The sequence below is a fragment of the Alkalihalophilus pseudofirmus OF4 genome, assembly GCF_000005825.2.
Classification (GTDB): domain Bacteria; phylum Bacillota; class Bacilli; order Bacillales; family Bacillaceae_D; genus Alkalihalophilus; species Alkalihalophilus pseudofirmus.
The window spans coordinates 2,431,569-2,456,595 of the sequence record NC_013791.2 but is presented as its reverse complement, the minus strand read 5'-3'; the positions used below and the strand labels follow the sequence as shown (position 1 = coordinate 2,456,595).

The following is a 25,027-nucleotide window of genomic DNA, read 5'->3' as shown; positions in this document are numbered from 1 at the left end:
GGAGGTTAACCCATTGGCTACACAGAAACAAGAAAAAAGTGTTATCTGGGATTGGTTAACAACAGTTGACCATAAAAAGATTGCGATTATGTATTTAATTGCAGGAACACTTTTCTTTGTAAAAGCTGGTGTAATGGCGCTATTCATGCGTATTCAGCTTATGTATCCAGAAATGAACTTCTTAAGTGGTCAAACATTTAATGAATTCATTACGATGCATGGTACGATTATGCTATTCTTAGCAGCTACACCATTATTGTTTGCATTTATGAACTATGTTATTCCACTACAAATCGGTGCTCGTGACGTTGCATTTCCATTTGTCAACGCTCTCGGGTTCTGGATCTTCTTTTTCGGTGGATTACTTCTTAGCTTAAGCTGGTTCTTTGGCGGCGGTCCTGATGCTGGTTGGACAGCTTATGTGCCGCTATCTAGCCGTGATTACGGCGGACTTGGAATTGATTTCTATGTACTAGGTTTACAGGTTTCTGGTATTGGTACGCTTATTTCAGCGATTAACTTCCTTGTTACAATCGTTAATATGCGTGCACCAGGTATGACAATGATGCGTCTGCCATTATTCGTATGGACGTCATTCATTTCGTCTACATTAATTTTATTCGCGTTTACACCACTTGCTGCTGGTCTTGCACTACTAATGTTAGATCGTTTATTTGAAGCTCAATACTTCATTCCGAGCATGGGTGGTAACGTAGTATTATGGCAGCATATTTTCTGGATTTTCGGTCACCCTGAGGTATATATCTTAGTATTGCCGGCATTCGGGATTATTTCTGAAGTTATTCCAGCTTTCTCAAGAAAGCGTCTATTTGGTTATACAGCGATGGTATTCGCTACAATGATCATTGCATTCTTAGGATTCATGGTTTGGGCTCACCACATGTTTACAGTAGGTATGGGTCCTGTTGCTAACTCTATTTTCGCGGTAGCAACAATGACGATTGCGGTACCAACCGGTATCAAGATCTTTAACTGGCTATTTACAATGTGGGGCGGTAAGATCACATTTAACACAGCGATGTTATTTGCATCTTCTTTCGTACCGACATTCGTACTTGGTGGGGTAACAGGGGTAATGCTTGCTATGGCACCTGTTGATTACCTATATCATGATACGTACTTTGTAGTAGCTCACTTCCACTACATTATCGTTGGTGGTATCGTTCTTTCATTATTCGCGGGTCTATTCTATTGGTACCCGAAAATGTTTGGTCATATGTTAAATGAAACACTAGGTAAACTATTCTTCTGGGTATTCTACATTGGTTTCCATTTAACATTCTTTGTACAACATTTATTAGGTCTAATGGGTATGCCTCGTCGTGTTTACACATATCTTGGCGACCAAGGTCTTGATGCATTTAACTTCATCAGTACAATCGGTACATTCTTCATGTCTGCTGGTGTTATCTTACTTGTTATCAACGTTATCTACTCTGCATTCAAGGGTGAGCGTGTAACGGTAGCAGATCCATGGGATGCTCGTACTCTTGAGTGGGCAACACCAACTCCGGTTCCTGAGTACAACTTTGCGCAAACGCCGCAAGTACGTTCTCTTGATCCTTTGTTCTATGAAAAAATTCATGGTGACGGCACAATGAAGCCGGCTGAACCTGTAACAGACATTCACATGCCTAACGGTTCAATCCTGCCTTTCATTATGTCCATCGGCTTGTTCTTTGCAGGCTTTGGTTTAATCATGTTAAACATGGATAATCCTATTATTAATCCATGGATCGTAGCAATTGGCGGTCTTGCTCTTACATTCGGTTGTATGTTTGTTCGTTCGATCAAAGAAGATCATGGTTACCATATTCCGGCTGAACAAGTGAAAGCTGATTTAGCGGAATTAAAGAAAGGAGGGAACTAGGAAATGGCAGGTGCAGTTGATACGTCAAAAGGTCTTCCTTCTCATCCGGAGAGGGCTACACTTGAAGGGAAAAATAAATTCCTTGGTTTCTGGTTCTTCCTTGGTGGTGAAACCATCCTTTTTGCAACATTCTTTGGTACATTCTTAGGTCTTCGCGGTGGTACAGCTGATGGTCCTACTTCAGCTGACCTCGTTGCTCTAGATCTTGTCTTTATTATGACAATGCTGCTGTTAACAAGTAGTTTAACAAGTGTGTTAGCAATGTTTGCGATGAAGAAAAATAATTTCAAAGCCATGATGATTTGGATGTGGATTACAGTTGTATTAGGTCTTGCATTCTTAGGCTTTGAAATTTATGAGTTCCATCATTATGTGGTTGATTATCAATTTGGATTCTCAACTAGTGCATTTGCATCGGCATTCTATTCCTTAGTTGGACTGCATGGTGCCCACGTTGCCTTTGGTTTAAGCTGGATTATTGTCCTCTTAATCCGTTACAGAAAGAGTGGAATTACGTTGACAAATGCTCCTAAGTTCTATGTGGCTGGTCTATACTGGCACTTTATCGACGTTGTGTGGGTATTCATCTTCACAGTTGTCTATCTTATGGGAGTAGGAGGTTGATCACATGGCAGATAATTTAAGTCAATCATTTGATAAAAGTGCAATGACTGAGGAAGAAAGACGTCACATTAAAAAAGAAATTCGTAAGCAAATTGTCGTATTTGCTCTTATGATTTTCTTAACATTGATGTCATTTATGGCTGTCGCAACGGATGTGATTCCACGTTCATTTGCTATTCCATTTATTTTCATCCTTGCCGTGATTCAATTTGCTCTTCAACTATTCTTCTTTATGCATATGAAGGATAAAGACCATGGCTGGGCAAATGCGTTCATGATTTCTGGTATTTTCATTACCGTTCCAACAATTGCTGCTTTAATGCTGCTGCTTGGAGTCAATAAAATCTAAGGTTATACTTCAAAGCTCTCATTCATAATGAATGAGAGCTTTTTTGTTCATGAGATTGTGACAATCAAATTTAAGTAAAGATAATCTTTCTATTGTATAATATATGTGTACTACTCATATGTACGAGTCAAAAGAATTGATACAGCAGTGAAAGGAGTTGTGATTTGTGAGTAATCACCAATACGCAGCAGACAACCCTTCGTTTAAGAAACGAAATTATAAACCTTTTATTATTATTGTAACGATCGTCATCAACGGTTTAGTTGTATTATTATCAGGGATGCCAGGCTATGAGAACTTTAATGCTTTTGATGTAAAGGTTCTGCCGCTTATGAATGCTATTTTTAATAGCTTCACATTCTTATTCTTACTAGCAGCATTGATTGCTATTTTAAAGAAGAATGTAGTGGTTCATCGACGTTTTATTTATGCAGCCTTTATTACAACTACTTTATTTCTCGTTACGTATGTCGCGCATCATTTCTTATCTGCATCGACACCGTACGGAGGATCAGGCATCATGGCTGGGATCTATTACTTCATCTTAATAACTCATATCGTACTAGCAGCAATTATTGTCCCATTAGCTCTAACTTCAGTAGCTAGAGCATGGAATATGGAAAATGAGCGTCACCGTAAAATTGCACGCTGGACGATGCCGATCTGGCTTTATGTAAGTTTAACTGGTGTGTTAGTGTATGTAATGATATCACCTTATTATTAAAGCGAAAAAAAGCATCATGCAGAGCATGATGCTTTTTCTTGTAGGGTGCAATTGAATCAAACCGATTATAATTTAAAGTTCAATTTAATAATTCCTGCTTCTTTAGCTGATGTAAAGGCGATAACAAGGAGGGGGCCAATAATAAAGCCGATTACTCCAAATAACATTAACCCAAGGTACATCGCAATAAGTGTAGCAAGTGGAGATAAACCGATATGTTTCCCCATTACTTTTGGTTCTACTGTTCTCCGAATAATCAATAAGACAGCAGCCAGGATAAGCAGCTTAGAACCTGTACTCACATCACCGACAATTAATTGAAAAATGGCCCATGGTGCTAAAATGACGATTGATCCTATAATAGGGACAAAGTCAATCAGCCAAATTATAAATGCCATTAATAAAGCTACTTCAGGAGCAATGAAGAGCAGGCCGATCAACGTTACAATAAAGATAATAATACTAACTAAAAATTGTGCTTTGAAAAACCCCCAGATGACGTAAGAAAGACGTGATGTCATAAAGTTTACTTTCTCTTTTGTTCTCTCAGAGAGGTAACTATACAGCTTTTCTCTCAGTCTAGGCAGTTCAAGCATAAATAAAAATAACGCAATGAGATAAACAAGAAATGTAACAAGATAACCTGGTATGCTTGATATTAATGAGGTAATATCTTGAATAAGATTACGATCACTAATATTTGAACGCAGGTCACTCAATGTATTGGTCACTGTAATATTAATCTCTTGCACCAATTCAGGAGGGAGATTCTCATATTTTTCTTCTAAATTCCGTTGGAAGTTTAACCAAGCTCTGTTTATATCGCTAATATATTGCGGACTATTTTCAACAATTTGTGTACCTTGTGTGATCGCTTTCGTTGCAATATAGTAACCACTTAGGCCGATAAACACAACAAAAACGGTAAATACAAGCATAACCGCAACATTTCGCTTTATCTTGGTCTTCCTTTGTAGTGCATTAACAGCAGGTGTTAGGATTAGAGCTGTTAATAATGCGGCAACTAATGGAAGTGACACTGGTAAAATAAAGTATGCAGCGACTAAAAATAAAAGAATAGAAATAATAATCCAAATCGTACGTCTCGTGAAGAAAGCTGCCAATTCGAAACCCCTCTCTACTACATAAAAGCTTATCTTCATTATAGTATGAAGTTGAAAACTTGAACAAGTATATGCGTTTATTTTATTTACTTTGTTCACAAATCCGCTCTAGGATGAAAAAGAATTCATTTTTTGGTGTGATATAATGGGTTGTGTGCTTACTAGTTGTGTGCTTACTAGTTGTGTGCTTACTATAAGTAAAGCAATTTGTAAAGATGGTGAAAAAGGTGAGGTATGTAATGAATAAGTACTGGATACGGACAAGTATGGTCTTTTTAATTCTAAGTATATTAGCAGCATGTGGTTCGGATGATACGAATTTAACACTAGTAACAGATGAACGTGAAGATCTTGTTCGTGAGTTTGTGACAGAATATAAAGAAACCATGGTAGAGGCTTATAACACGGGTAATTTCAACGAATTAGAACCTTTTCTGATTACTAATAACAGCTTTTATCATTCTTTAAGACGTTATGTCTCTGATTCACATAGTGAGGGAAACACGAAGGAATTGTTAGACTTTCAAGTTCATCAGGTGTTTGAAGACCCTGAGGGTGATTTATATGTAGATGCAACAGAACGAGTTGAAGTGATAGAGCATGGTCAAGCGATTGAAGTTGAACGTGACGTACGGTTTGAGTTGACTAAGGGTGGAGCTGACTCTTTTCGTATCGTAACGATCAGACATGTAAAATCATAGGATCGTAACCAATAGATAAGAAAAAGCCAAGCAGGTAGACTGACCTAGTCATATGAGACAGTAATAAAACACCTTCCTAGGCTGCCATATCACCAAACTTTATTGGTGTGTGGTAGCCTAATTTTTCTTGGATACGTTCATCGTTATAATACCTCATAAATTGATCTACACGATCCCTTACTTCTTCTAAAGACAAGGAATTGAATTTAACATACTGAAATTCTTCTGATTTCAGGTTCGAATGGAAAGACTCAATGACTGCGTTGTCCCAACAGTTTCCCCGGCGTGACATACTACTGACCAAATTCTTTTCTTTAATCCGATTTTGATAAGCATAAGAAGAATAAACACTTCCTTGATCTGAATGGATGATGACTCCTTTGGGGTTTCCTCGCGTTTCTAGTGCTTCATCCAAGGTATCAATCACCAAAGGGATTTGTTGATGAGTATAAAGCTTATAAGCAACGATTTGATTATTAAACAAGTCCATGATCGTTGATAAATATAAAGTGTCTGGACCATACTGGATGTAGGTAATATCCGTTACCCACTTTTGGTTAGGTTTGCTTGCGTTAAATTCTCGCTGTAATAAGTTTGGCGCAACAATGACAGATTCCCCTAGAGATTTCCACCTTCTTTTTTGCTTTACTCTACATTGAAGGTGGTATTTCTGCATGATCCGTTAACAGTATTACGGTTTAATTTGATATGATAGTCACGTTTTAATAGCTCCTTGATTTTACGATGACCATATCGATACTTTGTTTTTTCGCAAAGGTAGATAATCGTTTCCTCTTCCTTAGACAACTCGACTGGTTGCGCAGATGCCCAGCGATAATAGGTGGATCTGGGAACATTTAAAGCTGATAAAATAGCTGATACTGTATATTTTTTTCGTAAAGTCTGGACTAGTTGGAGGACGATTTCTTTTTCAGCTCCTTTTCGATCTCCAAATACTTTTTTAAGATTTCATTTTCCTGCTTTAAATGATTCATTTGACGTTCTTTTTTCTCTTCATTACTTGAACTGTCAGGTCCATGACCATATGAATATTGCTTCCCAATTGGTTGATCGAATCGATGAACCTGATTTTCACGATACCATTTCATCCACGTTTTGATCTGAGACACATTTTTAATCCCATATTTCTCCATGATCTCCTGGTTCGTAAACTGACCACTCATCTTATCTTTCACGACTGCCCACTTAACTTCATTTGAATATACGTTTTTGCCCATGCAAAAACACCTCCGAATTAGTACTTTGTTTAAGTGTACCATTTCGAAGGTGTTTTATAGTGTCTCATTAATTTAGGTTAGTCTAAGGTTGCTTGGCTTTTTCTTATTTTGCTTCTAGGTTTGTGTTAAGTAGTTCTAGTTTTTTTGCACATTTGTCAATGATTGATTTAGGGAACGTTTCACCATCGTATTCAACACCATGCGGATAATAGTGCTTACCTAAAATAGGCGTCATTAATTTGACGATTGCATCGTCGTGAGGAATGTCACCTTTAATAGCATAAGCAGGAACACGTAGGTAGTATGTATCTCCTTGATTAACAATTTTGTAATCAAATGTAACGCGCTCATAATCCCATTGACCTGCATGTACTAAACCAATTGATTCTGCAGCATGTCTTAATGTTTCAAATTTCACTTCTTTATCTGCTAAGTTAATTTGCTCAAATTTCACCAGGAACCCTCCTTATTTCGTCTGCTTCATTACTATACCCTCCTAATAATAGTATGAAAAGGCGTTTGTTGCAACGGATAATGGTGAATGTTTTATGTATATCGAGCGAAGTTCTAACAGATTGATGATATAATGGCGTTAAAATTCGACAGAATCGTTTAAAGGATTGACAGCAGATTACATAACTAGCTGAAGGAAATGTGCAAAAGGAATAAGAATAGATATAGATGAGGGAAAAGCAGGAGGAGAAGCCTATGAAGCAAAAGGTGTTTATTGGGATCATGTTAGCTCTTTTTCTAAGTGTGGCTGTATTTGAATACCAATTTGAAGCAGAAATTAAAGAATGGTTTCAAGCCGACGATCAATCTGTGTTTATGCAAGATGACAAGGAAGAAGAAATAGCTGCTGCTGATGAAATAGTCGTAGAAACTGCACCAGTGGAAAATGAAAACGAGTCTGAAACAACTTCAACTACAGGAACCTTTGAGTCAGATGAGCCGCTGCTTGGGGCTGGGGTAGAAGAGGTTAAGGAATTGTTTGGCGAACCTTCAAGAATAGATCCTTCAGCTTTTGGCTATGATTGGTGGGTTTATGAAGAAGAAGATTATTATCATCTAATTGGGATAGAACAAGAGCAGGTAGTTACTACATTTACTAGCTGGTCAGAACTTAATTCAGAAGAAACAATGTTTGGAGAGAGCTATCAGACCTTAGACGAACGTTATACGTTTACTCAACAAGTTGAATTACGAGCGGGAGGTAACCATTACCAATTCGAATTGACCCCAGAAGACCGTAATATGCGGCCGATCGTAGAAGTGGATGATGGATGGATGCAGCTATATTTCGATATTCATACAAATGAATTATCAAGTATCCGTTATCTGACAGATGAGGTATTGTTAAAACAAAGACCTTATTCTGTTTCGTATCGAGGAGCCCTTCCTGAGGAAGAGAATGTAACGGAAGCTGAATGGGAGGAGATTGAAGCAGGACAAGCTAGGCATATTTTTAGCTTCACCAATGTGTTGAGAGAACGTCACGGTTTAGAACCGTTTACCTGGAACGGTGAAGTCTCAGACGTAGCCTATCTTCATAGCAGGGACATGCAAGAAGAACAATATTTTTCACACACCTCCCCTATATATGGCGAGTTATCTGATCGATTTGATCGTGGTGAGTTAAATTACAGACTCGCAGGGGAAAATATTGCTGCACAATATGTAGATGGACTCGCGGCTACAGAAGGCTGGTTAAATAGTGAAGGGCATAGAGTAAATGTGTTACACAAAGAATTTGAAGAACTAGGAGTTGGTGTGTACAAAGATTTTTACACGCAAAACTTTATGACTGGGTGGGGATTCTAAAAAGCAAACAAGCAGGTCGGGTATAGTACCCTGACCTGCTTGTTTATTTTACCTGCGGGCGATTAATAACAGCGAATGTTCCAGTTGCCATTGCAACTAATTTCTCTCGATTATCGTATACTTTCGCTTCCGTAACACATAAGCTGTTACCCTTGTGCGCCAAATGAGCTACGCATTTAAGGTTGCTGCCAACACCTGGTTTTATGTAATGAACATTCATTTCAGCGGTCACCGCTGCTTTATCTTCAGGTAAAATACGGTTAATCATCGATCCCATAGCTGTATCAAGCAGTGTAGCTGTTATTCCCCCGTGCACCATTTGTAGTGGATTATTAATCAGAGGCTGAATCGGTAAAACCACTTCATAATCACCATTATCTAAAAAGCGTGTTTGTATCTGAGTTAGAGCTGATAAATAAGTTGCGTACTTCTGTTCTTTTTTATCATTGAGGCCTTTTAACATAGAAGAAAGGACATGTAATTCTTCATCATTCGCTGTGCTAATTAATTCTTGAAACGTATCATTTAATTCTTGCTTTAATGTTGTCATCATTTAGAGCCTCCACTTGTTTTAACTGCCTATTGATATTGTAGCAAAAAGAAAAAGCTTCCTGCAATCATATTAAGCTGCACATTGGACTGGGCAGATGTATAGGATAGAAGAGAAGGGTATGTTTTTACTCGATTAAAATAGGCAGGAAAACCAAGTAGCAGAATGAAGGAGGAGGATGAAGATGGCACAACATGAGGGCATGCATCCTTCTGTTGAACAGTTTAAGCATTTTGTAAAAGAACATCCTAAAATAAGTATGGAAATCCGTTCGAATCAAAAAAGTTTACAGCAATTTTATGAGGAATGGTCAGTTTTAGGTGCTGATCACGAACAATGGATTCCGTACAAAACCATGAATCAACAAGCTGAAACATTTCAACAAGCGAGTCAACAGATGAATCAACAAACAACCGCCCAACCAAATTCTGATTCGACACAACAATCGGAACAGCAAAATGCAACAGATACTCTTGGCCAATTAATGAATATGATGAGACGCTTTAATGTGCAAGATCTACAGAATCATCTAGCACAATTTAGCTCAGTCCTCTCCAATGTACAAAATGTGATGCAGACATTCCAACAGCCTACAAATTCTCAATCAAGACCTACCCAAGATCAGCCTTTTTCATTTAGACGAGATTAAAAAAAGGGGGAAAGTCAATTGAGAGCAGAAATCCAGCAGCTGTTAAATGAAAGACCTGAATTACGGCAATTCATCCGGCAGAATCCGATATGGTACAGGAAGTTAGGAAGAGATCCGAGTTTAATTCCAGCGCTTGAAAAAGAGGCAAACTTCTTTTACGGCAAAACGATACCGCAACGTGTAGAAAAAATGCAAAATCACTTAGGTCTAGCAATGATGATGATTGAAATGTTGAAAATGGGCCAGCAAACAGTGGCACAAGCAGCACAAGGACCGCTTCAATAAGTGGTCTTTGTGTTTTTTGTTTATATATCGGTGTACATAAAGTAAGCCTTGATGACACATGCTTATGATAGATGATTTGTGAATGGAGAGCTGTGTATGAAGCTTTTGGCTAGAGTCGTTATAATGATTTATTTTTTCTTAGTGATCTATCCAGCTAATGGTGTGGCAGGGCAGATTGATCTAGAATCAATTTCTATTAAACCGCTCTATCGTTCCCTACCTATCGAAGTTATTTCAGGTACAAGTGAGCCGCATATTTCATTGTCCTATTCATTGAGAGAAAATGATGTCTTCATTGATTGTGTGATTAGAGGGGTGGTCGTAACGGAAGAAAAAGAAGGAGCCCTCCATCAAGACGCTGAAGGGCATTACCGGCTTTATATAAATGATGAGCATGCTGCTACGTTATTTACTAACAGCTTTGTCATAGAAGGATTGCCTCGGGGTGAGCATACGATTCGAGTGGTGTTAGTGAAAAATGATCGTACCCCTTATGGTAGTGAAGACTCAGTGACGATTACATTGTAGAGTGTTTCGTTTGAAGATACTTGTAAATCTTTTGTTCAATCGAAATACCAAGCTGTTGAAAACCTTGATTTCCAAATAGTGTATTGAATTCTAGAAAGTAAAATTGATCATTTGCAAATACTAAATCAAACCCAGCGTGATCGATCCCTAGTGCACTTGCGGTCTCTGTAACCAATTCAATGGCCTCTTGTGGAATATTATCAAAGGAGATTTTTCCGCCTTTGGCTACATTGTTATGAAAACTGTTTGATTCATTTATGCGCCAATAGCTCGCAATGACTTCATCACCGACAAAACAAACTCGCAGATCTCTGTCTATTTCTAAGTATTCTTGAATGTACATTGTAGGGTTGTTTTCAGCGTATTCTCTTAGTTCTTCTTCATTATGAATCAGAAATACTCCATTTCCCATTGAATTTCTTATTTCTTTTGCAACAAACGGGAAAGGGAAGTTTTGAAGGATTTTCTGGATGCTGTCCTCACTATGTCCTAGTATTTGTGTATAAGGAACATGCCCGGGACACACACTCCAAAGAGCACGAGTTACTTCTACTTTATTAAAGCCTAGTTGAATAGATTGAATACTTGGGAAAATAGGCTTTTTCATGCCGTATACAAGAGCATTTACCTGCCAGTTTTCAGGGAATAAGCACACATCAGCTTGATCAATTTTTTCTCTTTCAGAAAACAGATGTTCAGGCTTCACATACTGTATTCCTGGAATGCCTATCGTGCGAAATGGGTTAAACGTGACAAATTTCATTCTAAATTCACCTTTTCTTTTAAGGACGTAATTTCCAGACGAAAGAATTATAGTCGGAAGGGAGGGGGTTGTCAATGACACATCCAGGTTCCCCCATGAAGATACGCTTTGGTTACGTGGCAATGAGCAAACAATTATCTAATGCATCACCTTCTCAAACCATGACTGTTAAACAGTTCATGGAAATTGATGACAAAGAAGCTGCAATAAAGAAGCTTGAACGCATAGCTAAAAGTAATATTGAAAATTGTATTCGGTTATTGAAACATAACAAAGCAGAGGGAATTCATTTTTTTAGGTTAAGCTCACGCTTAGTTCCTCTTGTAAATCATCCGCTGACAGCAGATTGGAAATATGAACGTGTTTTAGCACCCTATTTAAAAGAATTGGGGGAGTACATTAATAAGTTTGAAATTAGGACAGGTTTTCATCCAGATCATTTTGTCGTCTTAAACTCTCCATCGAAAGAAATATTACAGCAATCGGTAAAAACCCTGTTATATCATTATAAATTATTAAAAGGAATGAATATTGATCCAACTCATCGTTGTGTCCTTCATATTGGGGGAAAAAAGCAAGGGATTGAAGGTGGATTAGAACAATTTATTACAAATATACAAGATGTTCCTCATGCTCTAGTTAATATGTTGATACTTGAAAATGATGATAAAAACTACACGGTTGAAGATGCTCTTTATTTAGGAGAAAAAGTAGGGATTCCTGTGGTATTTGATTTACACCATTTTGATGTCTATCAAAGAGAAACGGACCTGCACGCATTATGGAATAGGGTCGTTGCTACTTGGGAAAACAGTCCTCATCCGATTAAGATGCATGTCTCCAGTCCAAAAGATGGTCCGCTTGATAGGTCTCATGCTGATTATATTGATGCAAGCCGCCTAGAACGGTTTTTAAGAGAGATAAGCGGAACGACGAGTCAAATTGATATTATGATTGAAGCAAAAGAAAAGGATGTTGCATTAATTAAATTAATGGAGGATCTGCAAGCTTTTCGCTCTGTTCGGAAGGTAGCAAATGCCCAAATAGAGTACTATTCCACATAAGGAAAGTAGTGTGCAGGATGTGTTTACATGCAAGACATGGTATAATGGTTGTTAGGAGGTGTCGTTATGCTTCTTACGATGTCAACCATTGAATTGATGGATCAATCAGAAGAACTAGCCAAATCAATCGGACAATCCGATGTATTTATTCAATATATACATGCCAAAAAGGCACTTGAGAACGACCAGCCGGCTCAAAAGCTTATCGTTGAGTTTACAGAAATGAAAGAGCGGCATGAAGAGGTACAGCGCTTCGGACGTTATCATCCTGACTATGATACGGTTTCAACTGAAATACGACAGTTGAAACGAAAGGTAGATGTAACGGAGTCAGTAAAGGAATTTAAAGCAGCAGAGCGTGAACTAGAGATGTTGCTAAATGAAGTAAGTGAGCTGATTGCTCATTCTATTTCAAAAACAATAAAAGTTCCTACAGGAAACCCGTATTTTGATCAAATGTCTTGTAGTGGTGGATGTGGGTCTGGCGGAGGATGCAGTTGTGGATAGGAAACAGGCGCAATAAGCGCCTGTTTTTTATGTGGAATCACGAAATCTGATACAATCTCTGCAACCCCTCCCGCAGCAAACAAGTTTCTCATTTGGTACGTAAAATCTCATTCTGTAAATAAAGGTTTGGTCTTGTTCTCTCACAAAAATAATATCGGCCTGTAATCGTTTACCTTTCATTACGGCCGCTGCATTATAGAACAATAGTCTTTCTACATCCTCTTTTGTGATATAAGAGTGAATATATAGAAACGGAAAGCCGCTAAAAATTTTCTTGCTAATACTCTCAATCGCAGGTTCTGTAGAAGTCATAATCATAAACTTCTCCCAAATGACGTCTAAATTCATACACTTCATCCTTTAAAGTAGGGTGCTCGCTATGTTCATTATATAATAAGTGTATCGTAATTTTTGAATATCATCCATATTTTCAGCCGGCAGATGAAGTTGCTCTCGGTGTTAATGCATGCTAGACTAAAGTAAGTTGATGAAAAAGGAGAACGAAATTATGGGGAACCGTCAAGGGATAGCTGTATGGCTGACTTCTCTTAAGTTTGCAAGGCAGCTTAGGCGTTTTGGAAACGTACAATATGTTTCTAAGAAGATGAAGTATGTTATTTTCTATTGTGACCAGGATAAAGTAGAGGAAATTACAAAAAAGCTGCAATCCTTTCATTACGTGCGTGATGTTCAACCTTCGATGAGACCTTTCATCAAGACTGAATTTCAAAATGCTAAGCCGGATAAGGCTAAAGAATATGATTATAAAATGGGTATTTAACCAGGTGATAACCTGGTTTTTTTATGTAAATTAGAAATTTAGAGATTCGAAGAGGTTCCGGAAGTTAAACTGCTGTTACAGTTTCTTTTACGCGTTAAAGGGCTGTTTTTACTTGTTGAATACTTCGTGAATCGAAATATATAATGGGTTTAATAGAAGAGGAAGTGATCGTTGTGGACGGTTGGAAACGAAATTTACGTATTTTAGTTGTCTGTCAATTTATTGTAATGAGTGCTATGACTATGATTATCCCTTTTCTTCCCCTGTATTTAAAAGAACTTGGTGTGACGAACCCACAGACGTTAAGTCTGTGGGCTGGTATTATTTTTGGGGCTAACTTTTTAACGGCCTTTTTATTTTCACCATTTTGGGGAAGAATGGCTGATCGACATGGACGAAAAATGATGATTTTACGGTCGGGTTTTGGTATGGCTTTAGTTATTAGTTTAACTGGATTTGCTACAGGTCCGGTTTCTCTTTTGATTTTAAGACTATTAAACGGGGTGATCTCTGGTTTTATCCCAGCCTCGATTGGTCTTGTATCCACTAATACTCCAAAGGAAAAAGTGGGCTATGCTTTAGGTGTGCTGCAATCAGGAACTGTAGCAGGAGCTATATGCGGCCCTTTAATTGGAGGTGTAATGGCACAGGCCTTCAGTTATCAAATGGTTTTCTTTTTAACTGGATTATGTATTTTGGTTGCTGCTTTAGGCGTGTTGTTCTTCGTACGTGAGTCATTTACCCCAGTTTCTAAGGAACAGAAAACTAGCACGAAAGAGGACTTTATAGCTGTAACGAAGCAAAAACCTGTATTATCTCTTTATTTAGTTATCTTTTTAATTCAATTAGCGATTATGGGTGTGAACCCGCTGCTTTCTCTGTTTGTAACAGAATTAACACCTGCAGAAAATGTGGCATTCTTTGCAGGGCTAGCTATATCTGTAATGGGATTTGCTAATATGATGACCGCTCCGTTTCTTGGTAAGCTGAGTGATAAAAAAGGGGCTCATCATGTTTTGATTTACTCTATGCTTGGCGTTGCCATGTTTTCGATCCCTCAAGCTTTTGTTGCAGACATATGGCAGTTAATTGCCTTGAGGTTTATGGTAGGTCTTTGTCTAGGAGGCCTTCTGCCAGCAGCTAATACACTAATACGTCTTCATGCCCCGAATGGGATGGAGAGCAGGACGTATGGATTTTCAAACAGTGCTATGTATCTTGGCACAATGATTGGGCCAATCATCGGCGGCTGGATCATAGCAAATGTTGGAGTACGAGGTTTGTTTTTAGTGTGTGCTGCAATTCTTCTTGTAAATGTAGCCATAGTAAAGCTTAAAGTTCTGCCGCCAGCAGAACGGTTATTTATGAGGGAATTTCATCAAAAAAAGAAAGCTGCTTCTCATTAGAGAGCAGCTTTCTTGCTTTTGATTTGAATAGTGCCGCGACGACTGCCTATTGAAGAGGAGGAATATAGCGGTTCATACGTAAAATACCGATAAGATATTGATAGTATAATTCGTCTTCTTTAAATTGCTTAGAATCTTTAACTGATAAACTATGGATAGTAAGGTCAAGCTCCTCTGCCATCTCTGAGAATAAATCATACCTTTGATTAGGAGTTACATCAGGGTTTGTCACGCCTTCTCTGCAAATATAGATCGGCATAAGTTTCCCCGGCGCAGCAGGCTCTAACACCACAGCTAAAGATGTTTTTTCATTGTTGCCTATTGTTGTATCTAAACGTATTAAACGGTGGATACGTTCTCTATTCAAACGAGCTAGTTCAAGCAGTTCATAAATATCAGAGTACCCCTCGCCAAGTTCTATGAATCGTTGAATCAATTCCAGTCTCTCCTTTTTCAGCAAAGCATTTAATAAATAAATTGCACGCTATATATTACAAAATATATATTACAAAATATGTATTACAAAATATGTATTACGAAAACAGAAAAACAGCACACAAAAAATGTAGCATGTCTTCATTGGAATGTCGAGACAAAAAAAACCTCGTAAGATGAACTTACGAGGTGCCATGTAACATACCTATGTATGTACTAGGCTATGGGAGAGGAGAAACCGGAGGAAGAACTTATGGGGAAACGTAAGTCTTCTCCGCGGTTGTCGCAACATTGAATCAATGCCGCTATCTGTCATTATAAACAAAACATTTGGGCAATATACATGATGTATTAAAAAAGTTAGATGATCTGATAGTGCTTGTTTAAGGGGATTTATGGTAGGATGATGAAGAATGGTTAAAGAAAGTTAGGTGGATAGTATGAGAGTGATTTCTGGTGAAAAAAAAGGCTTGTCAATAAAAGCTGTACCTGGCGTGTCAACTAGACCAACTACGGACAAAGTAAAGGAATCCATTTTTAATATGATCGGTCCTTACTTTAACGGGGGACTTGCCTTAGATTTGTATGCAGGAAGCGGAGGTCTTGGGATCGAGTCTCTTAGCCGCGGGGTAGAAAAAGTAATCTTTGTCGATCAGGATAGGAAAGCTGTCCAAACAATAAAAGAAAATCTTAAGCAGTGCGGGTTAAGTGAGCAGGGTGAGGTATATCGCAATGATTCAGACCGTGCACTTAAAGCATTAATTAAGCGTGAGCTGGCATTCTCGCTTATCTTTTTAGACCCTCCCTACGCAAAACAAAAGCTTTCCTCTGACATCAGTATCATCAGCGATCATGGTCTCTTAGAGAAAGAGGGTATGATTGTATGTGAACATGATGCCAAAGTAGAAATGCCTGATAAGATTAATGAATTAACGCTGATTCGGGCCGAAACATATGGAGATACGACCATCACAATTTTTGAGTATGATAAGGATTAATTAATTCTTATGTAAAGCAACCGCTAATCAAAAAAAGTCTAGGGGGTAAGGAAATGGCTAGTATAGCAGTTTGTCCAGGGAGCTTTGACCCAGTTACTTATGGGCATCTAGATATTATTACTCGAGGTGCTAAGGTTTTTGATCAAGTTATTGTTGCAGTTCTACATAATCGAAATAAGCAGCCGATGTTTTCAGCTGAGGAAAGAGTACAGCTGTTAAAAGAAGTAACATCTCATTTAGACAATGTGGTAATTGATTCATTTAATGGACTCCTCATTAATTATATGCAAGAGAAAAAAGCAAACACGATTATCCGGGGGTTAAGAGCCGTTTCTGATTTTGAATATGAAATGCAGGCTGCCTCTATTAATAAAAAACTCGGCCCTGAAATCGAAACCTTTTTTATGATGACGAACAACCACTATTCATATTTAAGTTCGAGTATTGTAAAAGAAGTAGCTAAATATGAAGCAGATGTTTCAGATATTGTGCCTGATATTGTAGCAGAGGCGTTAAAGAAAAAGTTTAAAGAATCATAAGCAAAAAGAAAGCAGACCCGAGTAATTCTCTGATCTGCTTTTTTATATGTGCTTTATGGCCCGATTAGCTTTTAACAGGATATAGATAATAAGAGTGATAAGAGTAAATATGGAACCATATTCAACGACGAGCTGCCAGATCGGGTGAATCCTTTCTGATTGATCGATGAGAAAAACAGGAATGACTCCCCACTCCTGGGTACTTTGCTGATTTACATAAAGGGGCTCCCATAAAACTAAAGCAAAACAAGCTGCAAAAAAACCATGAATGATTCGTGCTAAGAAAAATGGCTTAAATCGAATATCTGTATCCGCTAAAATACTGGCAACCTGAGCTTGGATGGAAAACCCGCTAAAAGCAAGGAAGAAGCTGGTGACAATGATTTGATGCAGGAGCATGGTGTCAGTACTCTCACTAGTCTTCTTAGCTCCAAGTGTTATTTCAAACAATCCCGAAATAAAAGGGATGCTTAAATCACTTGGTAACTTGAAAAATGTCAGTATAATAGAGATTAAGGCGGCAAGAATGGATGTTATTCCAATTAATAACAGCAATTGATTTAAAACGGAAAATAAAATGATAAAACCGCCGATCATTAACAAGGTCTTGACAGAGGACTGCACGGCATCTCCTAATAGTTTTCCAATAGGACGGCCATCTTTTAAGCGTTCTTGATGCAAAAGGCGAAGAGCCTCTTTTATCGAAAGACTGCTGCTTTTAGCGTTGCTGTCTTCTTCTTGGTCACGACCATGAAAGCGAAATAGCAGCCCGACACAGATATTACCTAGATAGTGAGCAAGTGCAAGCACAATACCTAATGCAGGGTTATGAAAGAAACCTACAGCAATGGCGCCGAATATAAAAAGCGGGTTAGAAGAGTTCGTAAATGAGACGAGGCGTTCTGCTTCTATTTGAGTCACTTTTCCTTCTTGTCTAAGGCGGGCAGTCAGTTTAGCACCTGCAGGATTTCCTGATGCTAGCCCCATCGCCCATACAAACCCTCCAACCCCTGGCACGCGAAAGAGGGGTCTCATTAATGGCTCTAAGAGTGCCCCGATAAATGAAACAACACCAAACCCTATTAATAATTCAGAGACAATAAAAAAAGGCAGCAAGGATGGAAATACGACATCCCACCACATCGTCATTCCACGAATCGATGCTTCAAACGATTCTTTTGGAAAAACCATAAGTGAGCCTGCAAGAAATATAGCTACAGCTGCAAGCAGAATTGTTTTCATTTTAGAAGAATACATCGAAGGGGCAGCCTCCTTTTAATTAAAACGCTGGTCTTAAATGTTGTATATCGGATTAAGGCATTTTTGAATTCTTGTCCATAATTAAATATACGTATAGAGGCTTGGTTTAGACCATATGATTGAAAATGAACAGGGGAAGCCGTAAGATAGGAGAGGGTATAGTATGGAGAAGTCGTGTCCTAAAATCGGTCTCGCACTCGGTTCAGGAGGAGCAAGAGGATTTGCGCATATTGGTGTGTTAAAAGCATTCGAAAAAGAGAGGATACCCATTCATTATCTAGCTGGGAGCAGCATGGGGTCGCTTGTCGCAAGCTTGTATGGTATTGGACAAACAACGGCTTCAATGGAGCGTTTTGCATCCATGTTTAGAAGGAAATATTATATTGACTTTACTGTGCCGAAATTAGGGTTTGTAAATGGTAACCGCGTAAAAGAGCTGATCCGTTTATTAGCCAAATCTAAACACCTTGAACATACGGATATTCCGGTTGCTGTAATCGCTACTGATTTGAAAAAGGGAGAACGTGTTGTCATGACAACAGGTCCGATAGCCGAGGCTGTCAGGGCAAGTATTGGGATACCGGGGATTTTTGTACCAGAGCAGCGCAATGGTCAAGTGCTCGTTGACGGAGGGGTGATTGATCGTGTCCCTGTATCAGTGGTAAAAGAAATGGGAGCAGATATTACAATAGCAGTTGATGTGTCCTATTTTAGACAGGAATTAGAGTTTAATTCTGTTTATGATGTCATTATGCAAAGCATGGATATTATGGCACGAGAGATGATGAAACCAAAGGAGCTTGATTGCTCAGTTATGATTAGGCCTATTGTTACCCATACAAGCTCACTAGATTTTTCTAATGTCGAGAAGTTAATTGAGCGGGGGGAAGAAGCCGCCTATGAACAAATGCCCAAGATCAAGCAGATAATAAACGACTGGAAGGGGCACGGGAATGAAGCAGACAAAACAGAGTAACTGGATAAAGTGGCGCTGGCCGATATTAATCATTTTATTATTAGGGTTGTATTTTACGCCCCTGCCGTATTACTATTCTCAGCCTGGTGATGCCTTAGTATTAGATGATGTCATCTCAGTAGATGGAGCAAGTGAAGAAGCCGGGGGATCTTTTATGCTTACGACAATAAGGATGGGAAAGGCAAACCCTATTTTTTATGCGTGGGCTCAGTTCAGTCCATATCGAATTCTTCATCCAGAGAGTCAGCTTCGATTTGAAGATGAAACAGATGAAGAGTATCAACATAGGCAGCTGATGATGATGACTGATTCACAAGAGGTAGCAAAAATTGTAGCTTATGAACAAGCAAATAAAGAAGTAAGCTATGAATACTTTGGGGTGCTGGTCACTGTATTAATTGAAGGAATGCCTGCAATTGAGGTATTAGAGCAAGGAGATCGTATCCAACAAGTAAACGGAGAAAGTATTCGGACGGCTGATGAACTGATTGATCGTTTAACTGGATATGAAAAAGGCGACAATGTAACTCTTACGATTGAAAGAGAAGGAGAGTTAATGGAGGTAACGGTTGGTTTTTCACACTTCCCTGAAGAGATGAACGCACCAAGTGATCGAGTGGGGATCGGGATACAAGCCCCCGTTACGGATCGAGAAGTTACTTTTAATCCTGATGTACATATTGATACAAGCCAAATAGGAGGGCCATCTGCAGGGTTAATGTTTTCTCTAGAAATTTATGATCAATTAACAGATGGCAATCTGACAAAAGGATATTTAGTGGCTGGTACTGGAACTATTAGAGAAGACGGGACGGTCGGACGAATCGGCGGAGCTGCCCAAAAAGTAGTAGCGGCGGATAGAGCAGGTGCCGATTATTTTCTGGCACCGTTTGAAGACGGAGCAGATGATTCAAATTACAATGAAGCGGTATTAGCTGCAGAAGATATTGGGACCGACATGGAGATTATTCCAATTAATCGTTTTGAAGAAGCCATTGAATTCCTAGAATCTTTATAACAAGAAGAGGACTGCTGACGCTTGCCAGCAGTCCTTTTTATTTACTTAATCATAATAGGCGACATAGTGTAGTCTCTTTTTAAAGCTGCTATATTCCCTTTCATAGCTAATGGAGAGGCATATATTTTCCCGATACGATCATCTTGCGCGGCCATCGTTCCGCGAGCTTTGGCAAAGCGGCTTAGAAGAGGGCATTCTAAGTCTTTTTTTATGAGGTTTACATATTGTTTCCCTTTAGGATTCATACCTAGCAGTCGAATATAGGGAAGCGGTTCGGTCGTTATCGCTTTCATTTCTTGTTTTGTCGTATTCGTTAGAATGTGGGTTAACAGCCTCTGAAGTCTTGTCCAAGTATAACGTTTCGTTTTTAAGGCTTCCATCCATTCATTAAAATTTGATGCGTTACTGATTGTATCTTTCAGTCTGTACTCCAAGCCTTCTTCACATTCATATATTTCACGAAGCTGTTCGATACTGCTTCGTTCGATTTCAAACTGGAGTAAAGGAAAATATAAATCCCAGGAATGGAACGTTCCGTATTGATGTTGATAGCGCTCTAATATATTCATGCTTACATGCGGAACGACGTGTTTGATGCCAGTCAAATCACCTTTTTCTGACATCACCTTCTTCCGAATACTCGTTGCACTGGCGATAGGATGATCGGTCACTTTAGGGTCATGGTAGTTGGCGCTAGTCCTTTTAGTTGTCTGTGTCTCTATATTGAAGTCAGAATCAATGATAGCTTTTGTGTAATGATAACCTAGAATGTTATTAGGCTCACTCAGTGACAGAATAGAATCATGTTGATCTAGACTGTTAAACGCTTCCATACAGGCTCTTGGGTAGCTGACTCCGGCTTGGAGTTGATTTCGTACTAATTCATCCCAAGCATCTTTATGTGTATGCATAAAGTAGACGAGACGAATGAAAGGCTCGATTTCTCCAACTTCACTCCCGAAATTAATACAGTCTACTTTTAAATGGTTAAGAATACGCACAGCTCCTTCTGCAAAGGTCTGCGCTTTTTGAGTAGAGTATGCATACGGTAGTTCCACAATTACATCTACACCTGAATGAAGCGCCATTTCAGCACGCTCCCATTTAGAGATAATAGCAGGCTCCCCTCTTTGCAAAAAGGACCCGCTCATAACAGCCACTACTACATCGGCTTGACTCATCCGGCGAGCTTCTTGTAGGTGATAGGCATGTCCATTATGCAACGGATTATATTCGACAACGACCCCAACAGACTTCATTCAAATCCCTCATTTCAATGTCTTACTCAGCTTTCTTTACTAAGCTATCACAACATGGTACAATATGTCTTATTGCGAAGATTAAACGAAAAAATATTCGTTTAATCTTTTTATGTGTTTTCTTTGACTACATTATCGGTTTGTTGCCTATATTATAGACAAAACTGTGTAAAGAAAAAAGGTTGACAAACAAATAGCGTAAGTCTATAATTACTTTTGTTGCCCAAGAGGTGATTGATCATGAAATGGACATTGCAACAGCTGCAAATTGCTAAGCATAAACCTTTTATTTTTGATGAAACGATCGATTTATCAGATTTAAAAGAACAAAATGCTGAAATTCGCAACATATCTCCTATTCGAGTTCAGGGGGAGTTGACTTATTCAGGTCAGCTTTTAACGTTTAGCCTTCATATTACTGGAGAATTAACGCTTCCTTGTTCACGAACATTAGTGGATGTTTTATTCCCAATAGATCTTAAGGTGATTGAGCAGTTCCGACCTGAGAACGCGTATCACATTTCAAAAGAAGATCATGAAGAAGCGAACGTCATTACAGGAGACCTGGTAGATTTAACACCAGCGATTAAAGAGTATATTCTTCTTGAAATTCCGCTTCAAGTGTATGCTGAAAATCAAGAGGATCCACAAGCTCCCCCTTCAGGAAAAGGATGGGGAATTGTGACTGAAGAAGATCAAGAAAAGAAAGTAGATCCGAGACTTGCGGATCTAGCGAAATTTTTTGATGACAAGAAGTAAGAAAATCGAAGCACCGACATTTGCTCGGCCCTTCATTTCATACAAGCTAGCTTTCGTTTAATATGAACTAGTAATCATTTAAATCCTGTAAGGAGGTGGGAATGATGGCAGTACCTTTTAGAAGAACTTCTAAAACTCGCAAAAATAAGCGTCGTACTCACTACAAATTAGCAGTACCTGGCATGACTAAATGCCCTGAGTGTGGAGAATTAAAACTTGCTCACCGCGTATGTAAAGAGTGTGGCTCATACAAAGGCCAAGACGTAATCAGCAAGTAATATTGACGTGATAACAACGTATAAGCAAGGAGCTTTTAGCTCCTTGCTTATTTTTTTATGAAAAGGAATTTATGAGAATTTGTCGAATCAATGTTTTAGAAGGGGGAATCAACAGTGAAGAAAGTAAATATTGTACAAGAGAATGAGGTTACATGGATTATATTGAATAGAGAAGAACTTAGAAACGCAATAGATGAAGAAGTGATGGATGAGCTCTTGCAAGGACTCAAAATAGCTCGAGATGACGATAGTAAAGTAGTCATCTTTACCGGAGAAGGCAATACGGCCTTTTGTTCAGGCGGGGATCTCTCTGTATTCCATAAGCTGAAGACAGAGGAAGAGGCCTTAGGGATGTTAAGTAAAATGCGAAACGTCTTAGAAGAAATTTTCTTCTTTCCAAAGCTTACTGTGTGTGCGTTAAACGGTGTGGCAGTCGGGGGAGGCTGTGAATTAGCATCTTCTTGTGATATTAGGATAGCTGCTCCTCATGTTAAAGTTGGTTTTATTCAAGGGAAGCTTGGCATTACGACAGGATGGGGTGGTGCGTCTATGCTATATGAGAGACTTTCTCAGCCAGCAGCGATGGAAATGTTAATGACGGCGAAAATATATAAGGCAGATGAAGCGAGAGCGCTTGGTTACCTGCAAGGTATTATTTTAGGAGAACCTTTTAGAAGCGGAGTGCTTGAGTGGCTCACTCCATATATTGAGTTAGAAAAAGGAGTCCTAGAAGCATATAAATCTAGATTTACAGGTAAGCTGGATCGAAAAGCATTTTCAAGCAGAATGCGGGCAGAAACCGCAGAATGTGCGAGACTATGGGAAACAGATGCTCATCATCAAGCAGTAGATGCTTTTTTAAATCGTACATAATAGGTTTGTTATAGAATAATTAAGCACTTGGCGAATAGAGTTCATGTAAGTAGGACATAATCTCTTACTAGAACAAAGTCTATCTCCTCTAGTAACTGCATACTATCAATTAAGGATTGCGCACTATGGTTAGCGTACGATCATTTACGTACCGTGGTTTGCACATATTGGTTCGTCTATTAATGAATCAACGCATTAATGAATCAACATTAATGAACCAATGAAAGTAAAGGAGGGTATTTGATGACAACTATTCGTCAAGATGCTTGGAGTACAGATGAAGATTTAATATTAGCAGAGGTTGTCCTACGACATATTAGGGAGGGCAGCACTCAATTAGCGGCCTTTGAAGAGGTAGGAGAGCGCCTTTCTAGAACGAGTGCCGCTTGCGGGTTTCGCTGGAACTCTGCTATTAGAAAAAAATATGAATCTGCTATTAGTTTAGCTAAGAAGCAGCGCTCTAAGGCAAAGGTTGCTGCAGAGCCTTTTGAGGCCAGTGTTGAAGAAGAGATACGTACTGATGCTATAAGAGATTCTATTCAAGCAGCTGAGCCGCACAGCCTTGAAGAGAAAGATCTTACTATGGAAAAAGTCATTACATTCCTTGAGGCTTACCATCAAAATGACAAGAGTATCGAGAATGTACAGATGATTAAACGGTTAGAAAGTGAAAATGCTGAGCTGATTAAAAAAGTGGAGAGACTTGAAAAAGAAAAGAGAATTATTGCTGAGGATTACAAGGCTTTGATTGGGATCATGGACCGAGCTAGACAGCTCTCATTTTATGATCAGGAGCCCAGAAATGTGGCCAGGTCTACAAAATAAAAGAAGCGATCCAAGGGGATCGCTTCTTTTGATTAGTGTGATGTGGTCGAATCATTATCAATTAATTTGCCTGCAATTAAAACGCTTGCAATTAAAACGCTTGCAATTAAATAGATGAAGAAGATTCGATGGTTGGCATCTCAGGAGCAGCACTAACTTGTTCTTGCACACCTAAAGGATACCATACAAACGGGCTTTCTCCACGGTCACGGCTTGGTTGGTAAGTTGATGATTCAAAGCCCATGCGCTCCCAGAAATCGCTTGATCCTTGACGAGCATTTGTTTTAATAGGAAGTTTAAAGCTTTTAGCAAAGTCAACAAGAGCCGAACCATACCCTTTTCCTCTATATGGCTCTAGTACTTCTAGCTTCCATAATTCAAGGTAGTCTTGTTGAGGCTCAAAATAACGGTCAAACTTACCTTCAATACGATAAAGGCTCATTCGTGCTACGAGCTTCTTGCCAAAATAGATTCCATAAAAAGGTGACTCGCTGTCATTTTCAATAATATTGGCTTCAAGATCATCTTTCATCGAAAGCTCTGCTGCTCCAAATTCACGGAAGTTTTTAAATTCCTCAAGTGTTTTATAATTAACAAGTAAGCGTTGAACTTCAAAGTGTGTCATATCATTTCCTCCTTATGAAAAGCTTCATTGTTGTTGATCGGTACCAAAATGTTTTCCTGCAAAATCAAATTTTGATTCCAACCATATAGTTGATGCATGGAACTTCTACTTATATTCTACTACAAAATGTAATGTAAGCGTTATAAAAACTAAAAATTCTGGCCCTTAAATAAAAAG

General features: G+C 38.8%; 30 protein-coding genes and 1 pseudogene. 21 read left to right on the top strand and 10 right to left on the bottom strand.

Annotation, left to right across the window (positions count from 1 at the left end):
- Positions 1-13: 13 nt before the first annotated feature.
- The 4 genes from ctaD (at position 14) to BPOF4_RS12400 (ending at position 3,588) form a co-directional block, all read left to right on the top strand.
- Entirely contained in the window at positions 14-1,891 is a 1,878-nt protein-coding gene (gene ctaD / locus BPOF4_RS12415) for a cytochrome c oxidase subunit I (protein ID WP_012959533.1), read from the top strand.
- A 3-nt stretch (positions 1,892-1,894) separates the two neighbouring features.
- Positions 1,895-2,515 carry a cytochrome (ubi)quinol oxidase subunit III gene (locus BPOF4_RS12410; RefSeq protein WP_012959532.1) on the top strand — a complete coding sequence of 207 codons (621 nt, stop codon included), beginning with the start codon at positions 1,895-1,897 and terminating at the stop codon, positions 2,513-2,515.
- 4 nt (positions 2,516-2,519) lie between these two features.
- Positions 2,520-2,864: a cytochrome C oxidase subunit IV family protein gene (locus BPOF4_RS12405; protein WP_012959531.1), complete on the top strand. Its 345-nt coding sequence runs from the start codon at positions 2,520-2,522 to the stop codon at positions 2,862-2,864.
- 166 nt (positions 2,865-3,030) lie between these two features.
- On the top strand, positions 3,031-3,588 hold the full coding sequence (locus BPOF4_RS12400) for a DUF420 domain-containing protein (RefSeq protein WP_012959530.1): 558 nt from the start codon (positions 3,031-3,033) through the stop codon (positions 3,586-3,588).
- A gap of 65 nt (positions 3,589-3,653) precedes the next feature.
- On the opposite strand, the gene ytvI is transcribed toward BPOF4_RS12400, so the two are convergent.
- Positions 3,654-4,712: a sporulation integral membrane protein YtvI gene (ytvI, locus tag BPOF4_RS12395; RefSeq protein WP_012959529.1), complete on the bottom strand. Its 1,059-nt coding sequence runs from the start codon at positions 4,710-4,712 to the stop codon at positions 3,654-3,656.
- 239 nt (positions 4,713-4,951) lie between these two features.
- Here ytvI and BPOF4_RS12390 point away from each other — a divergent pair, with 239 nt between their 5' ends.
- Entirely contained in the window at positions 4,952-5,413 is a 462-nt protein-coding gene (locus BPOF4_RS12390) for a TcaA NTF2-like domain-containing protein (protein ID WP_012959528.1), read from the top strand.
- 76 nt (positions 5,414-5,489) lie between these two features.
- Here the strand turns inward: BPOF4_RS12390 and BPOF4_RS12385 are convergent.
- Together BPOF4_RS12385 and BPOF4_RS12375 are read right to left on the bottom strand one after the other, a co-directional pair.
- Positions 5,490-6,651: pseudogene (locus BPOF4_RS12385) on the bottom strand (IS3 family transposase).
- A gap of 103 nt (positions 6,652-6,754) precedes the next feature.
- Positions 6,755-7,105 (bottom strand): YugN family protein, encoded by a 351-nt coding sequence (locus BPOF4_RS12375; RefSeq protein WP_012959526.1) that lies wholly within the window; start codon positions 7,103-7,105, stop codon positions 6,755-6,757.
- 254 nt (positions 7,106-7,359) lie between these two features.
- Here BPOF4_RS12375 and BPOF4_RS12370 point away from each other — a divergent pair, with 254 nt between their 5' ends.
- The gene (locus BPOF4_RS12370; protein ID WP_012959525.1) at positions 7,360-8,472 is read left to right on the top strand and encodes a CAP domain-containing protein; all 1,113 of its coding nucleotides are present in this window, start codon (positions 7,360-7,362) and stop codon (positions 8,470-8,472) included.
- 43 nt (positions 8,473-8,515) lie between these two features.
- On the opposite strand, the gene BPOF4_RS12365 is transcribed toward BPOF4_RS12370, so the two are convergent.
- A complete protein-coding gene (locus tag BPOF4_RS12365) occupies positions 8,516-9,025 on the bottom strand; it encodes a PaaI family thioesterase (RefSeq protein ID WP_041822480.1) in 510 nt (169 codons plus the stop codon).
- Positions 9,026-9,206: 181 nt separating this feature from the next.
- On the opposite strand from BPOF4_RS12365, the gene BPOF4_RS12360 reads away from it, so the two are divergent.
- From BPOF4_RS12360 to BPOF4_RS12350, 3 genes are all read left to right on the top strand, one after another.
- Entirely contained in the window at positions 9,207-9,671 is a 465-nt protein-coding gene (locus BPOF4_RS12360) for a YlbD family protein (protein WP_012959523.1), read from the top strand.
- A gap of 18 nt (positions 9,672-9,689) precedes the next feature.
- Entirely contained in the window at positions 9,690-9,956 is a 267-nt protein-coding gene (locus BPOF4_RS12355) for a YlbE-like family protein (protein WP_012959522.1), read from the top strand.
- A gap of 96 nt (positions 9,957-10,052) precedes the next feature.
- Complete coding sequence (locus BPOF4_RS12350; RefSeq protein WP_012959521.1) at positions 10,053-10,484, top strand: hypothetical protein; 432 nt, start codon at positions 10,053-10,055, stop codon at positions 10,482-10,484.
- Here the strand turns inward: BPOF4_RS12350 and BPOF4_RS12345 are convergent.
- Positions 10,474-11,247 (bottom strand): ATP-grasp domain-containing protein, encoded by a 774-nt coding sequence (locus BPOF4_RS12345; RefSeq protein ID WP_012959520.1) that lies wholly within the window; start codon positions 11,245-11,247, stop codon positions 10,474-10,476. The two genes, BPOF4_RS12350 and BPOF4_RS12345, sit on opposite strands and share 11 nt — an antisense overlap.
- A 95-nt stretch (positions 11,248-11,342) precedes the next feature.
- Here BPOF4_RS12345 and uvsE point away from each other — a divergent pair, with 95 nt between their 5' ends.
- Together uvsE and BPOF4_RS12335 are read left to right on the top strand one after the other, a co-directional pair.
- Entirely contained in the window at positions 11,343-12,311 is a 969-nt protein-coding gene (uvsE, locus tag BPOF4_RS12340) for a UV DNA damage repair endonuclease UvsE (protein WP_041822903.1), read from the top strand.
- Between the two features lie 66 nt (positions 12,312-12,377).
- Entirely contained in the window at positions 12,378-12,818 is a 441-nt protein-coding gene (locus tag BPOF4_RS12335) for a YlbF/YmcA family competence regulator (RefSeq protein ID WP_012959518.1), read from the top strand.
- 27 nt (positions 12,819-12,845) lie between these two features.
- Here BPOF4_RS12335 and BPOF4_RS12330 read toward each other — a convergent pair whose 3' ends face one another.
- A complete protein-coding gene (locus tag BPOF4_RS12330) occupies positions 12,846-13,166 on the bottom strand; it encodes a hypothetical protein (protein WP_012959516.1) in 321 nt (106 codons plus the stop codon).
- Between the two features lie 160 nt (positions 13,167-13,326).
- On the opposite strand from BPOF4_RS12330, the gene BPOF4_RS12325 reads away from it, so the two are divergent.
- The gene (locus BPOF4_RS12325; RefSeq protein WP_012959515.1) at positions 13,327-13,599 is read left to right on the top strand and encodes a YlbG family protein; all 273 of its coding nucleotides are present in this window, start codon (positions 13,327-13,329) and stop codon (positions 13,597-13,599) included.
- Positions 13,600-13,772: 173 nt separating this feature from the next.
- Positions 13,773-15,005, top strand: a complete 1,233-nt coding sequence (locus tag BPOF4_RS12320) for an MFS transporter (RefSeq protein WP_012959514.1) — start codon at positions 13,773-13,775, stop codon at positions 15,003-15,005.
- Between the two features lie 46 nt (positions 15,006-15,051).
- Here the strand turns inward: BPOF4_RS12320 and BPOF4_RS12315 are convergent, their stop codons facing one another.
- On the bottom strand, positions 15,052-15,441 hold the full coding sequence (locus BPOF4_RS12315) for a DUF7147 family protein (protein WP_012959513.1): 390 nt from the start codon (positions 15,439-15,441) through the stop codon (positions 15,052-15,054).
- A 439-nt stretch (positions 15,442-15,880) separates the two neighbouring features.
- On the opposite strand from BPOF4_RS12315, the gene rsmD reads away from it, so the two are divergent.
- Together rsmD and coaD are read left to right on the top strand one after the other, a co-directional pair.
- Complete coding sequence (gene rsmD, locus BPOF4_RS12310) at positions 15,881-16,438, top strand: 16S rRNA (guanine(966)-N(2))-methyltransferase RsmD (RefSeq protein WP_012959512.1); 558 nt, start codon at positions 15,881-15,883, stop codon at positions 16,436-16,438.
- A 53-nt stretch (positions 16,439-16,491) separates the two neighbouring features.
- Positions 16,492-16,977, top strand: a complete 486-nt coding sequence (gene coaD, locus BPOF4_RS12305) for a pantetheine-phosphate adenylyltransferase (RefSeq protein ID WP_012959511.1) — start codon at positions 16,492-16,494, stop codon at positions 16,975-16,977.
- Positions 16,978-17,019: 42 nt separating this feature from the next.
- On the opposite strand, the gene ylbJ is transcribed toward coaD, so the two are convergent.
- Entirely contained in the window at positions 17,020-18,234 is a 1,215-nt protein-coding gene (gene ylbJ / locus BPOF4_RS12300; RefSeq protein ID WP_012959510.1) for a sporulation integral membrane protein YlbJ, read from the bottom strand.
- A gap of 166 nt (positions 18,235-18,400) precedes the next feature.
- On the opposite strand from ylbJ, the gene BPOF4_RS12295 reads away from it, so the two are divergent.
- Positions 18,401-19,213 carry a patatin-like phospholipase family protein gene (locus BPOF4_RS12295; protein ID WP_012959509.1) on the top strand — a complete coding sequence of 271 codons (813 nt, stop codon included), beginning with the start codon at positions 18,401-18,403 and terminating at the stop codon, positions 19,211-19,213.
- The gene (locus BPOF4_RS12290; RefSeq protein WP_012959508.1) at positions 19,191-20,231 is read left to right on the top strand and encodes a SepM family pheromone-processing serine protease; all 1,041 of its coding nucleotides are present in this window, start codon (positions 19,191-19,193) and stop codon (positions 20,229-20,231) included. The genes BPOF4_RS12295 and BPOF4_RS12290 overlap by 23 nt, the downstream gene beginning before the upstream one ends.
- A gap of 41 nt (positions 20,232-20,272) precedes the next feature.
- Here the strand turns inward: BPOF4_RS12290 and BPOF4_RS12285 are convergent, their stop codons facing one another.
- Positions 20,273-21,490, bottom strand: a complete 1,218-nt coding sequence (locus BPOF4_RS12285) for a nucleotidyltransferase (protein ID WP_012959507.1) — start codon at positions 21,488-21,490, stop codon at positions 20,273-20,275.
- A 240-nt stretch (positions 21,491-21,730) separates the two neighbouring features.
- Here BPOF4_RS12285 and BPOF4_RS12280 point away from each other — a divergent pair, with 240 nt between their 5' ends.
- From BPOF4_RS12280 to BPOF4_RS22795, 4 genes are all read left to right on the top strand, one after another.
- Positions 21,731-22,249 (top strand): YceD family protein, encoded by a 519-nt coding sequence (locus BPOF4_RS12280; protein ID WP_012959506.1) that lies wholly within the window; start codon positions 21,731-21,733, stop codon positions 22,247-22,249.
- A 104-nt stretch (positions 22,250-22,353) separates the two neighbouring features.
- Positions 22,354-22,527 carry a 50S ribosomal protein L32 gene (rpmF, locus tag BPOF4_RS12275; RefSeq protein WP_012959505.1) on the top strand — a complete coding sequence of 58 codons (174 nt, stop codon included), beginning with the start codon at positions 22,354-22,356 and terminating at the stop codon, positions 22,525-22,527.
- Between the two features lie 114 nt (positions 22,528-22,641).
- Positions 22,642-23,400, top strand: a complete 759-nt coding sequence (locus tag BPOF4_RS12270) for an enoyl-CoA hydratase/isomerase family protein (protein ID WP_012959504.1) — start codon at positions 22,642-22,644, stop codon at positions 23,398-23,400.
- Between the two features lie 243 nt (positions 23,401-23,643).
- Positions 23,644-24,225 carry an RsfA family transcriptional regulator gene (locus BPOF4_RS22795; protein WP_012959503.1) on the top strand — a complete coding sequence of 194 codons (582 nt, stop codon included), beginning with the start codon at positions 23,644-23,646 and terminating at the stop codon, positions 24,223-24,225.
- 106 nt (positions 24,226-24,331) lie between these two features.
- Here the strand turns inward: BPOF4_RS22795 and BPOF4_RS12260 are convergent, their stop codons facing one another.
- Positions 24,332-24,850: an N-acetyltransferase gene (locus BPOF4_RS12260; protein ID WP_012959502.1), complete on the bottom strand. Its 519-nt coding sequence runs from the start codon at positions 24,848-24,850 to the stop codon at positions 24,332-24,334.
- Between the last annotated feature and the right edge of the window lie 177 nt (positions 24,851-25,027).

Coding starts and splice junctions, on each gene's coding strand:
- BPOF4_RS12345 (WP_012959520.1), bottom strand. CDS start 11,247: ATGAAATTTGTCACGTTTAACCCATTTCGCACGATAGGCATTCCAGGA.
- rsmD (WP_012959512.1), top strand. CDS start 15,881: ATGAGAGTGATTTCTGGTGAAAAAAAAGGCTTGTCAATAAAAGCTGTA.
- BPOF4_RS12365 (WP_041822480.1), bottom strand. CDS start 9,025: ATGATGACAACATTAAAGCAAGAATTAAATGATACGTTTCAAGAATTA.
- coaD (WP_012959511.1), top strand. CDS start 16,492: ATGGCTAGTATAGCAGTTTGTCCAGGGAGCTTTGACCCAGTTACTTAT.
- BPOF4_RS12360 (WP_012959523.1), top strand. CDS start 9,207: ATGGCACAACATGAGGGCATGCATCCTTCTGTTGAACAGTTTAAGCAT.
- BPOF4_RS12370 (WP_012959525.1), top strand. CDS start 7,360: ATGAAGCAAAAGGTGTTTATTGGGATCATGTTAGCTCTTTTTCTAAGT.
- BPOF4_RS12285 (WP_012959507.1), bottom strand. CDS start 21,490: ATGAAGTCTGTTGGGGTCGTTGTCGAATATAATCCGTTGCATAATGGA.
- uvsE (WP_041822903.1), top strand. CDS start 11,343: ATGAAGATACGCTTTGGTTACGTGGCAATGAGCAAACAATTATCTAAT.
- BPOF4_RS12350 (WP_012959521.1), top strand. CDS start 10,053: ATGAAGCTTTTGGCTAGAGTCGTTATAATGATTTATTTTTTCTTAGTG.
- BPOF4_RS12325 (WP_012959515.1), top strand. CDS start 13,327: ATGGGGAACCGTCAAGGGATAGCTGTATGGCTGACTTCTCTTAAGTTT.
- BPOF4_RS22795 (WP_012959503.1), top strand. CDS start 23,644: ATGACAACTATTCGTCAAGATGCTTGGAGTACAGATGAAGATTTAATA.
- BPOF4_RS12330 (WP_012959516.1), bottom strand. CDS start 13,166: ATGAATTTAGACGTCATTTGGGAGAAGTTTATGATTATGACTTCTACA.
- BPOF4_RS12335 (WP_012959518.1), top strand. CDS start 12,378: ATGCTTCTTACGATGTCAACCATTGAATTGATGGATCAATCAGAAGAA.
- BPOF4_RS12260 (WP_012959502.1), bottom strand. CDS start 24,850: ATGACACACTTTGAAGTTCAACGCTTACTTGTTAATTATAAAACACTT.
- BPOF4_RS12280 (WP_012959506.1), top strand. CDS start 21,731: ATGAAATGGACATTGCAACAGCTGCAAATTGCTAAGCATAAACCTTTT.
- BPOF4_RS12295 (WP_012959509.1), top strand. CDS start 18,401: ATGGAGAAGTCGTGTCCTAAAATCGGTCTCGCACTCGGTTCAGGAGGA.
- BPOF4_RS12410 (WP_012959532.1), top strand. CDS start 1,895: ATGGCAGGTGCAGTTGATACGTCAAAAGGTCTTCCTTCTCATCCGGAG.
- rpmF (WP_012959505.1), top strand. CDS start 22,354: ATGGCAGTACCTTTTAGAAGAACTTCTAAAACTCGCAAAAATAAGCGT.
- ylbJ (WP_012959510.1), bottom strand. CDS start 18,234: ATGTATTCTTCTAAAATGAAAACAATTCTGCTTGCAGCTGTAGCTATA.
- BPOF4_RS12405 (WP_012959531.1), top strand. CDS start 2,520: ATGGCAGATAATTTAAGTCAATCATTTGATAAAAGTGCAATGACTGAG.
- BPOF4_RS12390 (WP_012959528.1), top strand. CDS start 4,952: ATGAATAAGTACTGGATACGGACAAGTATGGTCTTTTTAATTCTAAGT.
- BPOF4_RS12290 (WP_012959508.1), top strand. CDS start 19,191: ATGAAGCAGACAAAACAGAGTAACTGGATAAAGTGGCGCTGGCCGATA.